Source organism: Streptomyces sp. NPDC046881 (genome assembly GCF_040645015.1).
Lineage (GTDB): Bacteria > Actinomycetota > Actinomycetes > Streptomycetales > Streptomycetaceae > Streptomyces.
Genome location: NZ_JBEYXJ010000037.1, coordinates 38,777 through 53,200, shown reverse-complemented (window position 1 = coordinate 53,200; position 14,424 = coordinate 38,777). Strand labels below are relative to the sequence as shown.

The 14,424-nt window shown below is 71.8% G+C and carries 21 protein-coding genes and 1 riboswitch; of the genes, 9 read left to right on the top strand and 12 right to left on the bottom strand.

Features of this window, described 5'->3' with window-relative positions; all coding sequences use genetic code 11:
* Positions 1–18 precede the first annotated feature (18 nt).
* Together ABZ923_RS19745 and ABZ923_RS19740 are read left to right on the top strand one after the other, a co-directional pair.
* A complete protein-coding gene (locus tag ABZ923_RS19745; protein ID WP_361473176.1) occupies positions 19–315 on the top strand; it encodes a hypothetical protein in 297 nt (98 codons plus the stop codon).
* A gap of 86 nt (positions 316–401) precedes the next feature.
* Positions 402–824 carry an Hsp20/alpha crystallin family protein gene (locus tag ABZ923_RS19740; RefSeq protein ID WP_361473173.1) on the top strand — a complete coding sequence of 141 codons (423 nt, stop codon included), beginning with the start codon at positions 402–404 and terminating at the stop codon, positions 822–824.
* 70 nt (positions 825–894) lie between these two features.
* On the opposite strand, the gene ABZ923_RS19735 is transcribed toward ABZ923_RS19740, so the two are convergent.
* The 3 genes from ABZ923_RS19735 to ABZ923_RS19725 form a co-directional block, all read right to left on the bottom strand.
* On the bottom strand, positions 895–1,047 hold the full coding sequence (locus ABZ923_RS19735) for a hypothetical protein (protein WP_361473170.1): 153 nt from the start codon (positions 1,045–1,047) through the stop codon (positions 895–897).
* A gap of 129 nt (positions 1,048–1,176) precedes the next feature.
* Positions 1,177–1,566, bottom strand: coding sequence for a hypothetical protein (locus ABZ923_RS19730; protein WP_361473167.1), 390 nt, complete (start codon positions 1,564–1,566; stop codon positions 1,177–1,179).
* Positions 1,563–1,943 (bottom strand): STAS domain-containing protein, encoded by a 381-nt coding sequence (locus tag ABZ923_RS19725; RefSeq protein WP_361473164.1) that lies wholly within the window; start codon positions 1,941–1,943, stop codon positions 1,563–1,565. The genes ABZ923_RS19730 and ABZ923_RS19725 overlap by 4 nt, the downstream gene beginning before the upstream one ends.
* 176 nt (positions 1,944–2,119) lie before the next feature.
* Here ABZ923_RS19725 and ABZ923_RS19720 point away from each other — a divergent pair, with 176 nt between their 5' ends.
* The 4 genes from ABZ923_RS19720 to ABZ923_RS19705 all read left to right on the top strand — a co-directional run bounded on the left by ABZ923_RS19720 (position 2,120) and on the right by ABZ923_RS19705 (position 4,651).
* Entirely contained in the window at positions 2,120–2,473 is a 354-nt protein-coding gene (locus ABZ923_RS19720; protein WP_361473161.1) for a J domain-containing protein, read from the top strand.
* A gap of 269 nt (positions 2,474–2,742) precedes the next feature.
* Entirely contained in the window at positions 2,743–3,135 is a 393-nt protein-coding gene (locus ABZ923_RS19715; protein WP_361473159.1) for a DUF2267 domain-containing protein, read from the top strand.
* 170 nt (positions 3,136–3,305) lie between these two features.
* Positions 3,306–3,701: a DUF2267 domain-containing protein gene (locus ABZ923_RS19710; protein ID WP_361473225.1), complete on the top strand. Its 396-nt coding sequence runs from the start codon at positions 3,306–3,308 to the stop codon at positions 3,699–3,701.
* A gap of 224 nt (positions 3,702–3,925) precedes the next feature.
* The gene (locus tag ABZ923_RS19705; RefSeq protein WP_361473156.1) at positions 3,926–4,651 is read left to right on the top strand and encodes a lysophospholipid acyltransferase family protein; all 726 of its coding nucleotides are present in this window, start codon (positions 3,926–3,928) and stop codon (positions 4,649–4,651) included.
* Between the two features lie 235 nt (positions 4,652–4,886).
* On the opposite strand, the gene ABZ923_RS19700 is transcribed toward ABZ923_RS19705, so the two are convergent.
* The 8 genes from ABZ923_RS19700 to ABZ923_RS19665 form a co-directional block, all read right to left on the bottom strand.
* Positions 4,887–6,482, bottom strand: a complete 1,596-nt coding sequence (locus ABZ923_RS19700; protein ID WP_361473153.1) for an alpha/beta hydrolase — start codon at positions 6,480–6,482, stop codon at positions 4,887–4,889.
* A 143-nt stretch (positions 6,483–6,625) separates the two neighbouring features.
* Positions 6,626–7,384 (bottom strand): urease accessory protein UreD, encoded by a 759-nt coding sequence (locus ABZ923_RS19695; protein ID WP_361473222.1) that lies wholly within the window; start codon positions 7,382–7,384, stop codon positions 6,626–6,628.
* Positions 7,381–8,058 carry an urease accessory protein UreG gene (gene ureG, locus ABZ923_RS19690; protein WP_361473150.1) on the bottom strand — a complete coding sequence of 226 codons (678 nt, stop codon included), beginning with the start codon at positions 8,056–8,058 and terminating at the stop codon, positions 7,381–7,383. The genes ABZ923_RS19695 and ureG overlap by 4 nt, the downstream gene beginning before the upstream one ends.
* Positions 8,059–8,137: 79 nt before the next feature.
* Positions 8,138–8,812: an urease accessory UreF family protein gene (locus tag ABZ923_RS19685; RefSeq protein WP_361473148.1), complete on the bottom strand. Its 675-nt coding sequence runs from the start codon at positions 8,810–8,812 to the stop codon at positions 8,138–8,140.
* Positions 8,813–8,822: 10 nt separating this feature from the next.
* Entirely contained in the window at positions 8,823–10,544 is a 1,722-nt protein-coding gene (locus tag ABZ923_RS19680) for an urease subunit alpha (RefSeq protein ID WP_361473145.1), read from the bottom strand.
* On the bottom strand, positions 10,537–10,848 hold the full coding sequence (locus ABZ923_RS19675; protein WP_361473142.1) for an urease subunit beta: 312 nt from the start codon (positions 10,846–10,848) through the stop codon (positions 10,537–10,539). Before ABZ923_RS19675 ends, ABZ923_RS19680 begins: the two co-directional genes overlap by 8 nt.
* Positions 10,849–10,858: 10 nt before the next feature.
* Positions 10,859–11,161 carry an urease subunit gamma gene (locus tag ABZ923_RS19670; protein WP_030339960.1) on the bottom strand — a complete coding sequence of 101 codons (303 nt, stop codon included), beginning with the start codon at positions 11,159–11,161 and terminating at the stop codon, positions 10,859–10,861.
* A 226-nt stretch (positions 11,162–11,387) separates the two neighbouring features.
* Positions 11,388–11,666, bottom strand: a complete 279-nt coding sequence (locus ABZ923_RS19665; protein ID WP_361473138.1) for a type II toxin-antitoxin system Phd/YefM family antitoxin — start codon at positions 11,664–11,666, stop codon at positions 11,388–11,390.
* 86 nt (positions 11,667–11,752) lie between these two features.
* Here ABZ923_RS19665 and ABZ923_RS19660 point away from each other — a divergent pair, with 86 nt between their 5' ends.
* The 3 genes from ABZ923_RS19660 to ABZ923_RS19650 all read left to right on the top strand — a co-directional run bounded on the left by ABZ923_RS19660 (position 11,753) and on the right by ABZ923_RS19650 (position 13,752).
* Positions 11,753–12,388, top strand: coding sequence for an ATP-dependent Clp protease proteolytic subunit (locus ABZ923_RS19660; RefSeq protein WP_361473219.1), 636 nt, complete (start codon positions 11,753–11,755; stop codon positions 12,386–12,388).
* Positions 12,389–12,395: 7 nt separating this feature from the next.
* On the top strand, positions 12,396–12,701 hold the full coding sequence (locus ABZ923_RS19655; RefSeq protein WP_361473135.1) for a hypothetical protein: 306 nt from the start codon (positions 12,396–12,398) through the stop codon (positions 12,699–12,701).
* Positions 12,702–13,074: 373 nt separating this feature from the next.
* A riboswitch (cyclic di-AMP (ydaO/yuaA leader) is annotated at positions 13,075–13,275 on the top strand.
* A 3-nt stretch (positions 13,276–13,278) separates the two neighbouring features.
* Positions 13,279–13,752, top strand: coding sequence for a C40 family peptidase (locus ABZ923_RS19650; RefSeq protein ID WP_361473132.1), 474 nt, complete (start codon positions 13,279–13,281; stop codon positions 13,750–13,752).
* Between the two features lie 7 nt (positions 13,753–13,759).
* Here the strand turns inward: ABZ923_RS19650 and ABZ923_RS19645 are convergent, their stop codons facing one another.
* Positions 13,760–14,377: a LysE family translocator gene (locus ABZ923_RS19645; RefSeq protein ID WP_361473129.1), complete on the bottom strand. Its 618-nt coding sequence runs from the start codon at positions 14,375–14,377 to the stop codon at positions 13,760–13,762.
* Between the last annotated feature and the right edge of the window lie 47 nt (positions 14,378–14,424).

Sequence of the window (14,424 nt, the reverse complement as noted above, 5' to 3'; positions counted from 1 at the left end):
GCGGCGCGACGCCGCAGCGTGCGCCTGCCGCTTGAGTTCGTGGACGAGGTCCGCGGGGAGCCGCACTGGTGGCGCGCGGTCAGCCCGCACCCCGGGCCCCGCTACCGCTTCCGCCCGGGACGCTGGTGCGTGGGCGAGCTGGAACACAGGCGTGGCCGGGACTTCGCCGCCCTGAGCGCCCGAGGACCGGTGCTCGCGGTGACGACCTTCGGCCACGACGCCCCGTACACCCGCCTGGCCGTGTCCACCCGCAGTCCGGAGGCCGACGCAGCCTGGCTGCGGCAGATCATCGCCCAGAACGGCGAAAAAAGTTGAGCCGGTAGTTGTCAACTTTCCGGCGCAGTGGTACATCAGAAGGAGAGCGAACTGGACGCGGGAACGACCTGAAGGAGGGACGACAGATGCTGATGCGTACGGATCCCTTCCGCGAGCTTGACCGGCTCGTCGAGCGGGTCTGGGGCACGACCTCACACCCGGCGGGCATGCCGCTGGACGCCTGGCGTGAGGGTGAGACGTTCGTCGTCGAGCTGGACCTGCCGGGCGTGAACCCGGAGTCGATCGATCTCGATGTCGAGCGCAACGTCCTGACGGTGAAGGCCGAACGCAAGCCGGCGTACGGCGAGAACACCGAGACGGTGGTCACCGAGCGGCCCGCGGGGACGTTCAGCCGGCAGCTGTTCCTCGGCGAGACCCTCGACACCGACAAGATCGAAGCCTCCTACGAGGCCGGTGTGCTGAAGCTGCAGATCCCGGTCGCCGAGCAGGCCAAGCCCCGCAAGATCGCCATCAGCGGCGGCAGCGACCGCAGGGAACTGGGCGGCTGACGCCGGAGCAACTCCATCTCTTCCAGGGCCTCGGGCATCCGTCCGGGGCCCTGCCCGCGATGCGGCAGCACTAGGACGGGGCCGGGCCCTCCGCCTTCCCGCCGTCCGCGTCGAACACCTTGGTGAAGGTGGCCCCGCACCGGCAGCGGGAGTGCTCGACCAGTTCTCCCTCGGCCGACACGCTCAGCCCCTGGCTGAGCCGCACGTGCACATGATCACTCATGAGGAGCTGCCTTTCTTGACCTCGCCTGGTCCAGTCATCGTGGAGGCCGACCGCGCGGAGCGACAATGTCGCAGCTCACACGTGAGTGTATGCGCGCCCGTCGGCAAGGGCGGGCGCGCACTGTCGGGGTCACCCGGAGCGCTTCGTGGACGGCTGGGCCGCTCGTGCGCCGGGTTGCGGCTGCGGGTGGCCGGCGGCGTGCAGCATCGGCGCGGCGTGCCGCTCGGGACGATGGCCGCCCTCGACCGGGACACGACTGCGCGGCGCCTCGGCGTCACCAGGCAGCGGCACGGGCCGGCGCGCCACCAGGCGTCCGACCCAGCGGCGGCCGCAGTACTCGCAAGGTGGGGCGTCCTGTGGCGTGTACGGGGAGGGGACGGCGGTGTTGTCGCGGTAGAAGACCTCCCACTCGGCGTCGAGAGCGTCTCGGTAGCGCTGCACGTCGTAGTCGACGCTCCAGCGGTGCCAGCACGAGCCGCAGGTGAACTCCACACGTTCGACTGCGAGTTCGGTGATCACTGCACTGCACCTCCCATCCGGTGTGCGGGAACGGTCCGGGGTGCCGACAGGGCCGCGTCGAGGGAGGGATACACGGGCAGGCCGGAAGCAGCGCCGCTGCTGTGCAGCAGCCGCTCTGTCCGCCCTTGTGGGCATACCAGGCGTAGCTCTCCCTGGTCCTGGGTCAGTAGCGTCCGCACGGCCAGCAGAGCATCGAGGCCGTCGGTGTCGGCATGGGTCAGTTCGGACAGGTCCAGGATCAGATGCTGGTGCCGGTGCTGCGCGTGGACGGAAGCCGCGAAGTCGCGCAGTTCCCGGGCCGTGGCCCCGTCCAGGACGCCTTTGATCCCGATCACGGCCCAGCTGTTGTGCCAGTGCGCCGCGAGAAACAGTGCCATCATCCGCACCCCGCTCTCCGCTTCTCGATGCCCGCCCGAGCCGCCTACGGTCAACGGCCCCGCATCTCTGATTCCACTCCTCCAGGCTTGACAAGGCAAGACTCAAGTTTTATCCCATAAAGGTAGGCAAGAGAATGCGAAACCGCAGATCAGCATGGGCAAGGAGGTGTCCGCACGTGCAGGCACCGGAGCCGGAATCGGACCTGTACGCGGTGCTGGGGGTGCAGCCCTCGGCGACGGCCGAGAAGATCACCTCGGCCTTCCGCGCCCGCGTGCGGGAACTGCGCCCCGACACCCGCGTGGACGCGGACACCGCCGCACGGTTCGGCGAGGTGCGGACGGCGTACGAGACGCTGCGTGATCCGGTCCTGCGGGCGGCCTACGACCAGCGCCTCGAGCACCCGCCGCCGGCGCCCGATCGAGGAGCGGCCCCTACCCCGCGCGCTCGGCCCGCGCGGCGGTACGCCGGGGACGTCCGGCGTGACCCGCCGCTGTGGGCGGGGCCGGTCCGGTGGATTCCCGGCCGGTAAGACACGCCTGGTGTGCTCGCAGCTTCTCAGGCCCGGCTACCGGCTGGGCGGGAACCTGCTGCGCCCGGCCACTGTCGAGGTCACCGGGCCGGCCCCGCCCGCGGGGAGTGCATCGGGGCGGGAGTGCGGCGTACGGGGTGCATCCGCCCGAGCGGACAAGCCGCCCCTGCCTGTCGCGCGGACCTGACAGGCTTGCCCCTACCTGGGTACCGGAGAAGGCGTATCGCAGTCGACGCCCTCAGATCGCTGGCAAGCGGAGGTGACGAACGATGCAGCACCACGAGTTCCTCGCGCGCGTACGCGAGCTCGGCGAATACGGAAGCCAGGACGAAGCCGCGAAGGTCACCGACGCGGTGCTGAGCGTGCTGGCCCAGCGCATCAGCCCGGGTGAGGTCGACGACCTCGCCTCCCAGCTGCCCGGACCGCTCGGACAGGCACTGGCCGCGGCCAAGCAGGCGCAGGCCGAGAGCTTCGGGATCGAGGAGTTCCACCGCAGGGTCGCCGAGCGCACCGGCGCCCGGCCGCGCACCGCGGAGTGGGACGCCAGCGCGGTTCTGACCACCCTGGCCGGCGCCGTCTCCGGCGGTGAGCTGAACCAGATCCTCAGCCAGCTCCCCTCCGGCTACGCCGTCCTGTTCGGCAAGGCCGATCTGGCCGGCTGACACCAGGACCCAGGCACCCGAGTACGGCCACACCGGCGTGGGGACCACAACGGCGGGTCCCACGAGGAGCGGCCGGGGCCGACCAGCGGCGGAGGACGGGCACCTTGATCTCCCCCTCGCCCGCCCTCCGCCCACCGGAGCAAGGAAGCTGAAGAAGGGCGGTGGCCGACGTGACCCTGCGACGCGAAGCCTTCCTCGACCATGTGAAGGAGCGCGGCGAGTACGAGACGGAGCACGAAGCAGAACGCGCGGCGCGCGTGGTCCTCGCCCTGCTGGGTGCCCACCTGGTCGGCGAGGTACGCGCCCGGCTGGCGGCGCGCCTGCCCGAAGAATTCGCCTTGGTTCTGCTGAACCCCCTGCAGAGCGCCGAGCCGCTGCCGCCGGAGAGGTTCGTGCGGGCGACGGCCGCCTGGATCGAGGGGGCCACCGAGCAGACCGCGGCCTGGGACGTCAGCGCCGTCCTCAGCACCGTCGCCGACGCTGCGGGCCACGACCTTCTCGGCCAGGTCCTGCTCCAGCTCCCCGCAGGCTACGACCTCCTCTTCGGCCACCCCCAGTCCACCTGACCACGCCCCGCACCCGCACCCACCTCGGACTCGGGCCCCTGCCCGACCCTCGACCACGCACCTCATCTAACGGTTCGTCAGGCAACTAGGCAAAGGGTCAGCATGAGACCGCCCGTACCTGGTTACAGATGACGACAGGCGCACATCAGCCCGTGTCCGCGACACCTCGGTCGGCCTGGGCAGACACCGGTTCCAAGGGGAGCTGGTCGAGTGAGGAGCGAGCCGTGTTCTACTACCTGCTCAAGTACGTGTTCCTGGGTCCGCTGCTCAGACTGGTCTTCCGTCCGCGGATCGAAGGCCTGGAGCACGTGCCCGCGTCGGGGCCGGCCATCATCGCCGGGAACCACCTGTCCTTCTCCGACCACTTCCTGATGCCGGCGATGCTCAAGCGTCGCATCACCTTCCTCGCCAAGGCGGAGTACTTCACCGGGCCCGGGGTGAAGGGCCGGCTCACCGCTTTCTTCTTCCGCAGCGCCGGGCAGATCCCGGTGGACCGCTCCGGCAAGGAGGCGGGGCAGGCCGCGATCCGTGAGGGCCTCGGGGTGCTGCGCAAGGGTGAACTGCTCGGCATCTACCCGGAGGGCACCCGTTCGCACGACGGCAGGCTGTACAAGGGCAAGGTGGGGGTCGCCGTGATGGCCCTCCAGGCGGGGGTCCCGGTGGTGCCCTGCGCGATGATCGGCACGTTCGAGGCGCAGCCGCCCGGGAAGGTGGTCCCCCGGATCCGCCCGGTGACCATCCGCTTCGGCGAGCCCCTCGACTTCTCCCGCTACGCCGGCATGGAGCACGAGAAGGCCGTGCTGCGGGCGGTCACGGACGAGATCGTCTACGCGATCCTTGCGCTGTCCGGACAGGAGTACGTCGACGAGTACGCGGCCGATGTGAAGGAGCGGCAGGCGGCGGAACAGGGGGCCCGTGAGCGCAGGTTCCCGCGGGCGCCGCTCGGCTGACCTCCGTCGTGGGCGGAACGCCGTATGAAGACGGCTGTGGTGATCGGACGAGGGGGTACGGACGGACCGGCTGGACCGTGCCGGCGACACGGCCCCAGCGGGAACTGCTCGACGGGGGCGCCGAGTTGCCGGTTTCGTCGCCGCGACGGTGGACGCCTGGGGCACCGCATGGCGGGTGCACGGCTGAGGGGCGGCCGGAAGAGTCCGGCCGCCCCTCGTCACCGTACGGGTGGGGTTACGGCTTGGGCGTGGCGTGCGGGGCGCAGGTCACGTCCTTGCCGTCCAGCGTGCCGTCGAGCAGGTAGGCGTCGACGCGCTGGTTGATGCAGGGGTTGACCAGGCCGGTCACGCCGTGGGAGCCCGCGTTCTTCTCGGTGATCAGGCGGGAGCCCTTGAAGCGCTTGTGCAGTTCGACGGCGCCGTCGTACGGGGTGGCGGCGTCGCGCGTGGACTGCACGATCAGGACCTTCGGCAGGCCCTTGTGGGTCGTGACGTCGACCGGCGTGTGCTGCTTGGCCGACCAGGTGGCGCACGGCAGGTTCATCCAGGCGTTGGCCCAGGTGAGGAACGGGTAGTCCTTGTTGAGCCGGGTGTTGTCCCGGTCCCACTTCTGCCAGCTGGTGGGCCACTTGGCGTCGGCGCACTCGACGGCCGTGTAGACGGCGTTGCCGTTCTCCGCGGCGATGTTGCCCGCGGTGTCCGACAGGTCCGGGGCGGCGGCGTCGACCAGCGCCTGGGTGTCACCGGCGAAGTACTTGCTGAACACGGTGGCGACCGGCACCCACGAGGAGTCGTAGTACGGCGCGCCCTGGAAGAAGGAGATCAGCTCGGCCGGGCCGACGACCCCCCCGATCGGGTGCTTCTTCGCGGCGGCCCGCAGCTCCAGCCACTTGGCCTGGACGGCGCCGCGGGTGGTGCCGAGGTGGAAGGCGGCGTCGTTGGCGGCGACCCAGTCCTGCCAGTCCTTCCAGCGGCGCTCGAAGGCGACGTCCTGGTCCAGGTTGGCCTGGTACCAGATCTTCTCCCGCGACGGGTTGACGACGCTGTCCACGATCATGCGGCGCAGGTGGCCCGGGAAGAGGGTGCCGTAGACGGCGCCCAGGTAGGTGCCGTAGGACACGCCGAGGTAGTTGAGCTTCTTCTCGCCCAGCGCGGCACGGATGACGTCCAGGTCGCGGGCGGTGTTCGGCGTGGTCATGTGCGGCAGCATCGCGCCGCTGCGCTCGGCGCAGCCGTCCGCGTAGGCGCGGGCCAGCTTGCGCTGCTTGGTCTTGTCGGCCTGGCTGTCCGGCACCGGGTCCATCTTGGGCGCCTTGACGAACTCCTGCGGGTCGACGCAGGAGATGGGCGTCGAGTGGCCGACGCCGCGCGGGTCGAAGCCGACGAAGTCGTAGGCCTTGGCGGCGTTCGCCCAGATGGCGTTCTTGGTGGTGACCCGGCGCGGGAAGCGCAGGCCGGAGCCGCCGGGACCGCCGGGGTTGTAGACGAGCGCGCCCTGGCGCTCCTTCTTGGTGCCGGTGTTGCCGATGCGGTCCACGGCGAGCTTGATCTGCTTGCCGTAGGGGTGGGCGTAGTCGAGCGGCACGCTGACCCAGCCGCACTGGATGGGCTTCTCCAGCCCCCAGTCGGCCGGGCAGTCGTGCCACTTGACGCCCGCCTTGGCGGCGCGGGCGGCGGCGATCTCCGCGCCCTTGGCCTCCCGGTCCGGCGCGGTGCGCCCGGCGGCACCGGCCGTGGGCGCCGACACGACGCCGGCGATCAGGGTGGCGGTGACGAGTGCTCCGGCGGAACCGAGTGCCAGCAGGCGGCTCTTCGGTCTGTTCTCCCTCAAGTGGGCCCTCCCCGTACCTCGCTGTGAATGGTCAGGCGGGGATCCTCTCGGCTGTGAGGCCGCGGGGAACAGGGTTTGCCGGGCTTCTTTACCAATCCGATAACCGGATGATCATGTTCGTGCCGTGGGTCGCCGGATTCGGCTCAGCCGAGCCTGGTCAGCACCTCGTCCAGGACCCGCCGCAGGCGCAGGGCGTCCGGGGCGACGGCACTGACCAGGACCGCCGGACCGGCCAGCGGGATCAGGGCCGCGCACTCCCCCAACACCTGCGCCTCGACCGCGCGCTGCGCGTACTCGGGGCGCACGACGACGAGTTGGCCCACCGCACGGCACCCCGCCAGCACGGCCGGTCCGTCCCAGCCGCCCGGCGCACCGGGGCCGCAGGACAGTTCCTGGTCCAGTACGGTGCGGCCCGCGACCCGCACGGTCAGCCGGCTGGTGAGCCGGCCGGGCTGCTCCCCGGTCCGCCCCAGCACCTGCTCCTCGCGCAGCACGAGCCGGGCACCGGCGCCCAGTTCGGCCCGGGTGGTGACGTACAGGTCGCTGCCGTAGGCGGAGATCAACTGCTCGGGCAGCCAGTGCAGTTCGGCCCCGTCGGCCACGTCGAGCCGGACGTCGTAGCGCGCTTCGCCCTTGGCTTGGCCCGGCAGGGCGAGGGTGGCGGCGGCCGATCCGACGTGCAGCCGGGCGCCCTCCTCCACCCGGGCGGACAGCAAGAAGCGGTCGCCGCCGAGCGGTCCGCTCATCGCGCCGACGACCATGACCTTCGTCCCGGGCCCGGTGGACCGGGTACGGCGCAGCGCCAGCGGTCCCCCGCCGTCCAGCACGGGCAGGGCCGTACCGCCGCGGCCGTCGGCGCGGGCGACGATCCGGGCGCTCGCCCGGACCCCGGTGCCGGTCACGCCGTCCACGCGGCGAGCCGCCCGCGGACCCACGCGGCCACGTCCGCGACCCCCGTCTCGCCGCGCAACGACTGGAAGACGACGGGGAGTTCGGCGCGCTGCGCCTTGGCGTCGGCGGCCATCCGGGCGAGGTCGGAGCCGACGTACGGGGCGAGGTCGGTCTTGTTGACGACGAGCAGGTCGGCGGTGGTGACGCCGGGGCCGCCCTTGCGCGGGATGTCGTCACCGCCGGCCACGTCGATGACGAAGACCTGGGCGTCCACGAGCCCCTTGGAGAAGGTGGCGGTGAGGTTGTCACCGCCGGACTCCACGAGGATCAGGTCGAGCGGGCCGACCGCGTCCTCCAGGTCCTCGACGGCTTCGAGGTTGGCGGAGATGTCGTCGCGGATCGCGGTGTGCGGGCAGGCGCCCGTCTCGACGGCGGTGATCCGCTCGGGCGGCAGCACGGCCTCCCGGAGCAGGAACTCCGCGTCCTCGCGGGTGTAGATGTCGTTGGTGACGACCGCGAGGGACAACTCGTCGCGCAGCGCCCGGCAGAGCGCGGCGACGGTGGCGGTCTTGCCGGACCCGACGGGGCCGCCGAGCCCGATGCGCAGGGCGCGGCGGGTGCCGTCGGGACGGCGGGCGTCCGCGCTGACGGCGGCGGGGCCGGAGTGGGTGTGGTCGAGGTGCATGTACGGCTCCTTGTACGAGTGGCCCGGTGCCGGCGAGGGCCACTGTCCTTCCGGGAAGGTCGGTTCTGCGGGGGCGGGGTCAGGACGCGAACAGCCGCACGGGCCAGGCGGCGTGGGCCTCGGCCATGACCTCCAGCAGCGGTGCCGAGGCCGCCGGCAGGGCGTCGACGCCCTCGTCGGCCACCCTGCGCGCCGCCTCCACCGCGGTGTCCGCGACGCGGTTCAGCTCGGGGGCGAGCCGGGCGAGGACCCCGGTCGCATCGAACGGGTCGAGGCTCAGCAGCCGCACGGTGGCCGTCGCCGGTCCGCTGACGCTCTCGTACGCCGCGCAGTGCGCCGCGTCCTCGGGTCCGAGTCCGGCCGCGCGGGCGGCGAGGCCGAGCACCACCGGCTGGTGGGCGCCCTTGGGGAACTGCCGGGCGAGGGCGTCGAGTTCGGCGGACGGCCAGGTCGCTCGGGCGGCCCGCAGCAGTTGCCGTCCGAGGCGCCGCGCGGCGCCTCGCAGGGCCGGGGACGGGGTGCGGGCGTCGGCCGCCGCGTCCAGCCCGGCGGGGTCGGCGCCGAGCACGGCCGCCGCCGCGAGGGCCCCCGCGACCAGCCCGGCGGTGTGCAGCCGGCCCCGGCAGAAGTCCTCCAGGCTCGCGGCGTCGGTGATGCGGCCGGCCTTGACGGCGGCCTCCGCCCCGCCGGAGTGCGCGTGCCCTCCGGCGGGGAAGCGGCCGTCGGCCAGGACGAGGAGTGCTGCCCGTGACATCACGCCGCCCTCAGAAGAGGAAGTAGCGCTGGGCCATGGGCAGTTCGGCGGCCGGTACCGCCTCGACCAGTTCGCCGTCGATGTGCACGGCGAAGCTGTCGGGGTCGATCCGGACGTCCGGCAGGGCGTCGTTCTCCCGCATGTCGGCCTTGGTGACCGCGCGCGTGGACTGGATCGCCACGAACCGCTTGCCCAGTGCCAGCCGTTCCGGCAGCCCGTCCTCGATCGCCAGGCCGGCCACGAAGTTGACGGAGTTGGCGGCGGGGGCCCGGCCGATCGCGCCGTACATCGGGCGGGGCAGGATCGGCTGCGGGGTGGGGATGGAGGCGTTGGCGTCGCCCATCTGCGCGTACGCGATCTGCCCGCCCTTGATGACGAGGAGCGGCTTGACCCCGAAGAACGCGGGCTCCCACAGCACCAGGTCGGCGAGTTTGCCGGTCTCGACGGAGCCGATCTCGGCGGCGAGGCCCTGGGCGAGCGCCGGGTTGATCGTGTACTTGGCGACATAGCGCCGTACCCGGTGGTTGTCGGCGCGGCCGTCGCCGGGCAGCGCGCCCCGCCGGCGCTTCATGACGTGCGCGGTCTGCCAGGTCCGCAGGACGACCTCGCCGACCCGGCCCATGGCCTGGGAGTCGGAGGAGATGATCGAGATCGCGCCGAGGTCGTGCAGGACGTCCTCCGCGCCGATGGTGGACGGGCGGATCCGGGACTCGGCGAAGGCGAGGTCCTCGGGCACGGCGGGGTTGAGGTGGTGGCACACCATCAGCATGTCGAGGTGTTCCTCGGTCGTGTTGACGGTGAAGGGCCGGGTCGGGTTGGTGGAGCTGGGCAGCACGTTCGGCCGCGAGACGACCGTCATGATGTCGGGGGCGTGGCCGCCGCCGGCGCCCTCGGTGTGGTACGAGTGGATGCCCCGGCCCGCGATCGCGGCGAGGGTGTCGCCGACGAAGCCGGCCTCGTTGAGGGTGTCGGTGTGGATGGCGACCTGGATGCCGGTGCGGTCGGCCACGGTCAGCGCGGCGTCGATGACGGCCGGCGTGGAGCCCCAGTCCTCGTGCAGTTTCAGGCCGACGGCGCCGCCGCGGATCTGGGAGAGCATCGCCTCGCGGCTGACGGTGTTGCCCTTGCCGAGGAAGCCGACGTTGACCGGGTAGGCCTCCATCGCCTCCAGCATCCGGGCCAGGTGCCAGGGGCCGGGGGTGACGGTGGTGGCCTTGGAGCCCTCGGCCGGTCCGGTGCCGCCGCCGACCAGGGTGGTGATGCCGGAGGACAGCGCCTCGTCGGCGACCTGCGGGCAGATGAAGTGGACGTGCGCATCGATGGCGCCGGCGGTGAGGATGCGCCCGTTGCCCGCGATGATCTCGGTCTCGGGGCCGATGACGAGGTCCGGGTGGACGCCGTCCATGGTGTCGGGGTTGCCGGCCTTGCCGAGCGCGGTGATGCGGCCGTCGCGGATGCCGACGTCGGCCTTGACGATGCCCCAGTGGTCGACGACGACGGCACCGGTGATGACGGTGTCGGGGGTGCCCTCGGCGCGGGTGGCGCGGGACTGGCCCATGGACTCGCGGATGACCTTGCCGCCGCCGAAGACGGCCTCGTCGCCCGAGTTGCCGGGGCCGCCGGAGCGGTCCTCCTCGATCTCGATCAGCAGGTCGGTGTCGGCGAGCCGGATCCGGTCGCCGGTGGTGGGGCCGAACAGGTCGGCGTAGGCGGCGCGGGAGACCTCAGGCATCGAGGGCACCTCCGGTCTCCCCGCGCAGCCCCGGCACGATCCGGGCGCCGCTCAGCGGCACGAGCTCGGCCTCCACGGGGATGCCGGGCTCGAAGCGGACGGCGGTGCCCGCGGCGACGTTCAGCCGCTTGCCGCGGGCGGCGGCGCGGTCGAACTCCAGGCCCGGGTTGGCCTCGGCGAAGTGGTAGTGGGAGCCGACCTGGACCGGCCGGTCGGCGGCGTTGAGGACGGTCAGCCGGGTGACCTCGCGGCCCGCGTTGCAGACGACGGGGTCGTCCGCGAACAGGATCTCTCCGGGAATCATCGCGGCCCCTTCAGATGATCGGCTCGTGGACGGTGACGAGCTTGGTGCCGTCCGGGAAGGTGGCCTCGACCTGGACGTCGTGGATCATCTCCGGGACCCCGTCCATGACGTCGTCCCTGGTCAGGATCTTGCGGCCGGAGGACATCAGTTCGGCGACGGTGCGGCCGTCGCGCGCGCCCTCCAGGATGTGCGACGTGATGAGGGCGACCGCTTCCGGGTGGTTGAGTCTGAGGCCGCGGGCCCTGCGCTTCTCGGCCACGTCGGCCGCCACGTGGATCAGCAGCCGCTCTTGCTCGTGCGGGGTCAGTTGCACGTCCCACCTCACAGTCCTTGCTCCGGACCGTGCGGGGTCCGGTTGCCGCAGCCACCGCGACGGGGACAGGTGTAACACACAGACAAATCCCCGGATCGTCGTCAACCCGGGCAGAAAAACCCCTGGTGGCGTGGATCGGCAGGCTAGAGCGCCGGAGTTTCAACGACGTTAACCAGACCTTGATCGGCCCATGACCGGCCGATGGGCTCCCCCGGAGACGACCGGTTCAGGATGCGCCCGGCCTCCGGTGCTCCGCCGCGATCCCGAAGCGCTGCCGGTCGTGGGGTACGGAACCGGCCTCGTGGACGCGGGACACCGAGCTGATGATCTGCTCTTCGGCCGGCTCGTCCAGCGCGTCGAGCCGTTCCAGATCGGCGGCCGAGACCAACGCGACCAGCGGCTTGCCGTGCCGGGTCACGACGACGCGCTCACCGCCGTACACGACGCGGTTGATCAGGTCGGCGAGTTCAGCCCTGGCTTGCGTCACCGGAATCTCGTAGGCCATACCCCCATCATAACGTCACGTACGTCCTGTACATTTTTTACAGAAGTCGAGCCCTTCGGGGCTTCGTCATGAGGAGGGGTATGTCCATGCACCGACCGGCCGCCCGCCACGTGCTGCCCGAGTTCAGCGAGCGCACCGGGAACGCCGTCCGCACGCTCGACCCGTACGCGAAGCTCTTCGAGGACCGGATCGTCTTCCTCGGCACACCGGTCGACAACGCGGCGGCGAGCGATGTGACCGCGCAGCTGATGTACCTGGAACACGCGGCACCGGACCGGGACATCACGCTGTACGTGAACTCGCCCGGCGGCTCCTTCGACGCCATGGCGGCGATCTACGACACGATGCAGTACGTCAGCTGTGACGTGGTGACCTACTGCCTGGGCCAGGCCGGCGCCTCGGCCGCGGTGCTGCTCGCGGCCGGCGCCCCGGGCAAACGGTTCACGCTGCCCGGCGCCCGCATGGTGATCGAGCAGCCCGGGCTGCCGGAGCCGGTGCGCGGCCAGCCCAGCGACCTGCTCATCCAGGCCGAGGAGTTGGTGCGGACCCGGGCGACGCTGGAGCGGATGCTCGTCCGGCACACGGGGCGCACGGCCGAGCAGGTCCACGAGGACCTCGATCGCGACCTGATCCTGGACGCCGCCGGGGCCGTCGCCTACGGTCTGGTGGACGGCATCGTGCCCAGCCGCCGGAACACGCCCGGCGCACCGGACGCGAGGTGAGCCGCCCGTGCTGCCGGACCTTCCGCCGCTGCCGGCGCTGACCCGCGCCGAGGGCGAGTTGATCGACCGTTACCTGGAGGCCGTCGACCTGCTGGGCCGTATCAACCCGGCCCGGCCCGGGGACACCTACGGCGGGCTGCGCGCGGCCCAGGCCCTGGTGCGCAAGGCGGCAGAGCTGCGGGACGCGCTCGCGCTGATGCACCAGCGGGGCGAGACGGAGCTGCACGGGGACACGCTGGCACGGGCGTTGCGGGTGCTGGACGGTGAGCGCCGGGCCGCTCGCGTCGCGCTCCCGCCGGACGGCGTCGGCTGAGGCGGACGCCTGTCCGGCCCGGTGGCCCCGGACGTCGACGCGTGCCGTGCGAACGGAGCATGAAACGCCCCGAACGACGTACCGCCGACCGGTGGACTTCCCGATCGTTCTCCGGGCCTCCCGAGTTGCGCGGCGCGCAGATCCATGGGCCGCCGGAAAGGCGCGTCGCCCCAGGTCGGAGGCTACGCAGGGAAGTTGACGGGGGCTCGGACACAGCAGCGTCCACCCGAACGGGCGAGTGGTGAGTAACGCCACAAACTCCCGATTCCGTTGGGATTTTCAGACAGTCGTGAGTCAAGATCCCTGTCTGACGACAAGCCCCCGCCACCGCGGCGGGGCGGTCCGGGCGGACGCCGAGTCCTGCCGCCGCCCGGATGACCGGTCGACGGAAGTGGATCGGCAGGAGTGGAGGACCCAAGCAAGACGGGTCGCCGGACCGGATGTACGTCTGTTCGACACGGACGGGCGTCAGGCACCGAGCAACCCTTGGGGTGAAGCCGCGGCAACGCGGCCGGGCAACTTCGCCAGCCCGAATCCGACAGGTCATCCTTCACAGGCGGCTGACGAAGGGTTGCGCATGACTGCGCTCAATCGTGTCCCGTCGCTGATGGCCCGGGCCGGCACGGCCTCGGCCCTCACCCTCGCCGCCGTGGGCGGCTCGATCGCGGTGCCCGGCCTCGCCACCGACGCCTCCGCCGCGACCATGGCGACGAAAGCACTCAAGGTCGCGGCCTCCAAGAAGGGAGCCCCGTACTCGTGGGGGGCCACCGGGCCGCGCCGGTTCGACTGCTCGGGGCTGACGCTCTACTCGTACAAGAAGGCCGGCAAGAAGCTGCCGCGCACCGCCGCCCAGCAGTACAACAAGACGCACCACATCTCCGCCAGAAGCCGTAAGGCGGGCGACCTGGTCTTCTTCCACTCGGGGTCGTACGTCTACCACGTCGGCATCTACGCCGGTCACAACAAGATATGGCACGCGCCGAGGACCGGGGACGTGGTGAAGCTCCAGAAGATCTGGACGAAGAGCGTCTGGTACGGCCGGGTCAGCTGACCGGCCGTCAGGCCAGGAGCGGCTCCAGCAGCAGGGCCGCTCCCAGCGCCGTCAGCGCCACCCCGGTGCCCGCCTGAAGCCCACGGGCGGCCCGGGGCCGGCGCAGCCACCCGCCGAGCCGCTCCACCAGCAGGGCGACCAGCTGGAACCAGGCCAGCGCCAGCGCGCAGACGATCAGCGCGAGCAGCAGGGTCCGGGGCAGGGCGGGGCTGGACGCGGGCACGAACTGCGGCAGCAGGCTCAGGAAGGTCAGCGAGGCCTTCGGATTGAGCACGTTGGTGACGAACCCCTGCCGGAGCGGGTGGGCGGCTCCGGCCGCGGTCTCCTCGGGGGCCCGGGCGGACCGCCGCAGGGCCCACAGGGCGCGCACCCCGAGGTGCAGCACATAGGCGCCGCCGAGCAGCTGCAGCGCCCGGAACAGCGCGGGTACGGCGACCAGGACGGCGGCGACGCCGGCCACCGCCAGCGTGGTGTGCACCAGGAGCCCGCCGGCGATGCCGAGCCCGCAGACCGCGCCGTCCCGGCGCGAGACGAGCGCGTTGCGTACGACCACGGCGAAGTCCGCGCCCGGCATGGCGACCAGACCGGCGGCGATCCCGGTGAAGGCGATGAGCTGTCCGTCCATGCCGCCCAGCCTGCCCGGCCGCGGCCTTCAGTAGGTATTTCGAATCG

Excerpts from the sequence above, each read along its gene's own strand:
- ABZ923_RS19685 (WP_361473148.1), bottom strand. The coding sequence starts at position 8,812 with ATGTCACGGGCAGCACTCCTCGTCCTGGCCGACGGCCGCTTCCCCGCC.
- ABZ923_RS19665 (WP_361473138.1), bottom strand. The coding sequence starts at position 11,666 with ATGGCCTACGAGATTCCGGTGACGCAAGCCAGGGCTGAACTCGCCGAC.
- ABZ923_RS19650 (WP_361473132.1), top strand. The coding sequence starts at position 13,279 with ATGACTGCGCTCAATCGTGTCCCGTCGCTGATGGCCCGGGCCGGCACG.
- ABZ923_RS19725 (WP_361473164.1), bottom strand. The coding sequence starts at position 1,943 with ATGGCACTGTTTCTCGCGGCGCACTGGCACAACAGCTGGGCCGTGATC.
- ABZ923_RS19660 (WP_361473219.1), top strand. The coding sequence starts at position 11,753 with ATGCACCGACCGGCCGCCCGCCACGTGCTGCCCGAGTTCAGCGAGCGC.
- ureG (WP_361473150.1), bottom strand. The coding sequence starts at position 8,058 with ATGCACCTCGACCACACCCACTCCGGCCCCGCCGCCGTCAGCGCGGAC.
- ABZ923_RS19715 (WP_361473159.1), top strand. The coding sequence starts at position 2,743 with ATGCAGCACCACGAGTTCCTCGCGCGCGTACGCGAGCTCGGCGAATAC.
- ABZ923_RS19645 (WP_361473129.1), bottom strand. The coding sequence starts at position 14,377 with ATGGACGGACAGCTCATCGCCTTCACCGGGATCGCCGCCGGTCTGGTC.
- ABZ923_RS19740 (WP_361473173.1), top strand. The coding sequence starts at position 402 with ATGCTGATGCGTACGGATCCCTTCCGCGAGCTTGACCGGCTCGTCGAG.
- ABZ923_RS19735 (WP_361473170.1), bottom strand. The coding sequence starts at position 1,047 with ATGAGTGATCATGTGCACGTGCGGCTCAGCCAGGGGCTGAGCGTGTCG.
- ABZ923_RS19680 (WP_361473145.1), bottom strand. The coding sequence starts at position 10,544 with ATGCCTGAGGTCTCCCGCGCCGCCTACGCCGACCTGTTCGGCCCCACC.
- ABZ923_RS19675 (WP_361473142.1), bottom strand. The coding sequence starts at position 10,848 with ATGATTCCCGGAGAGATCCTGTTCGCGGACGACCCCGTCGTCTGCAAC.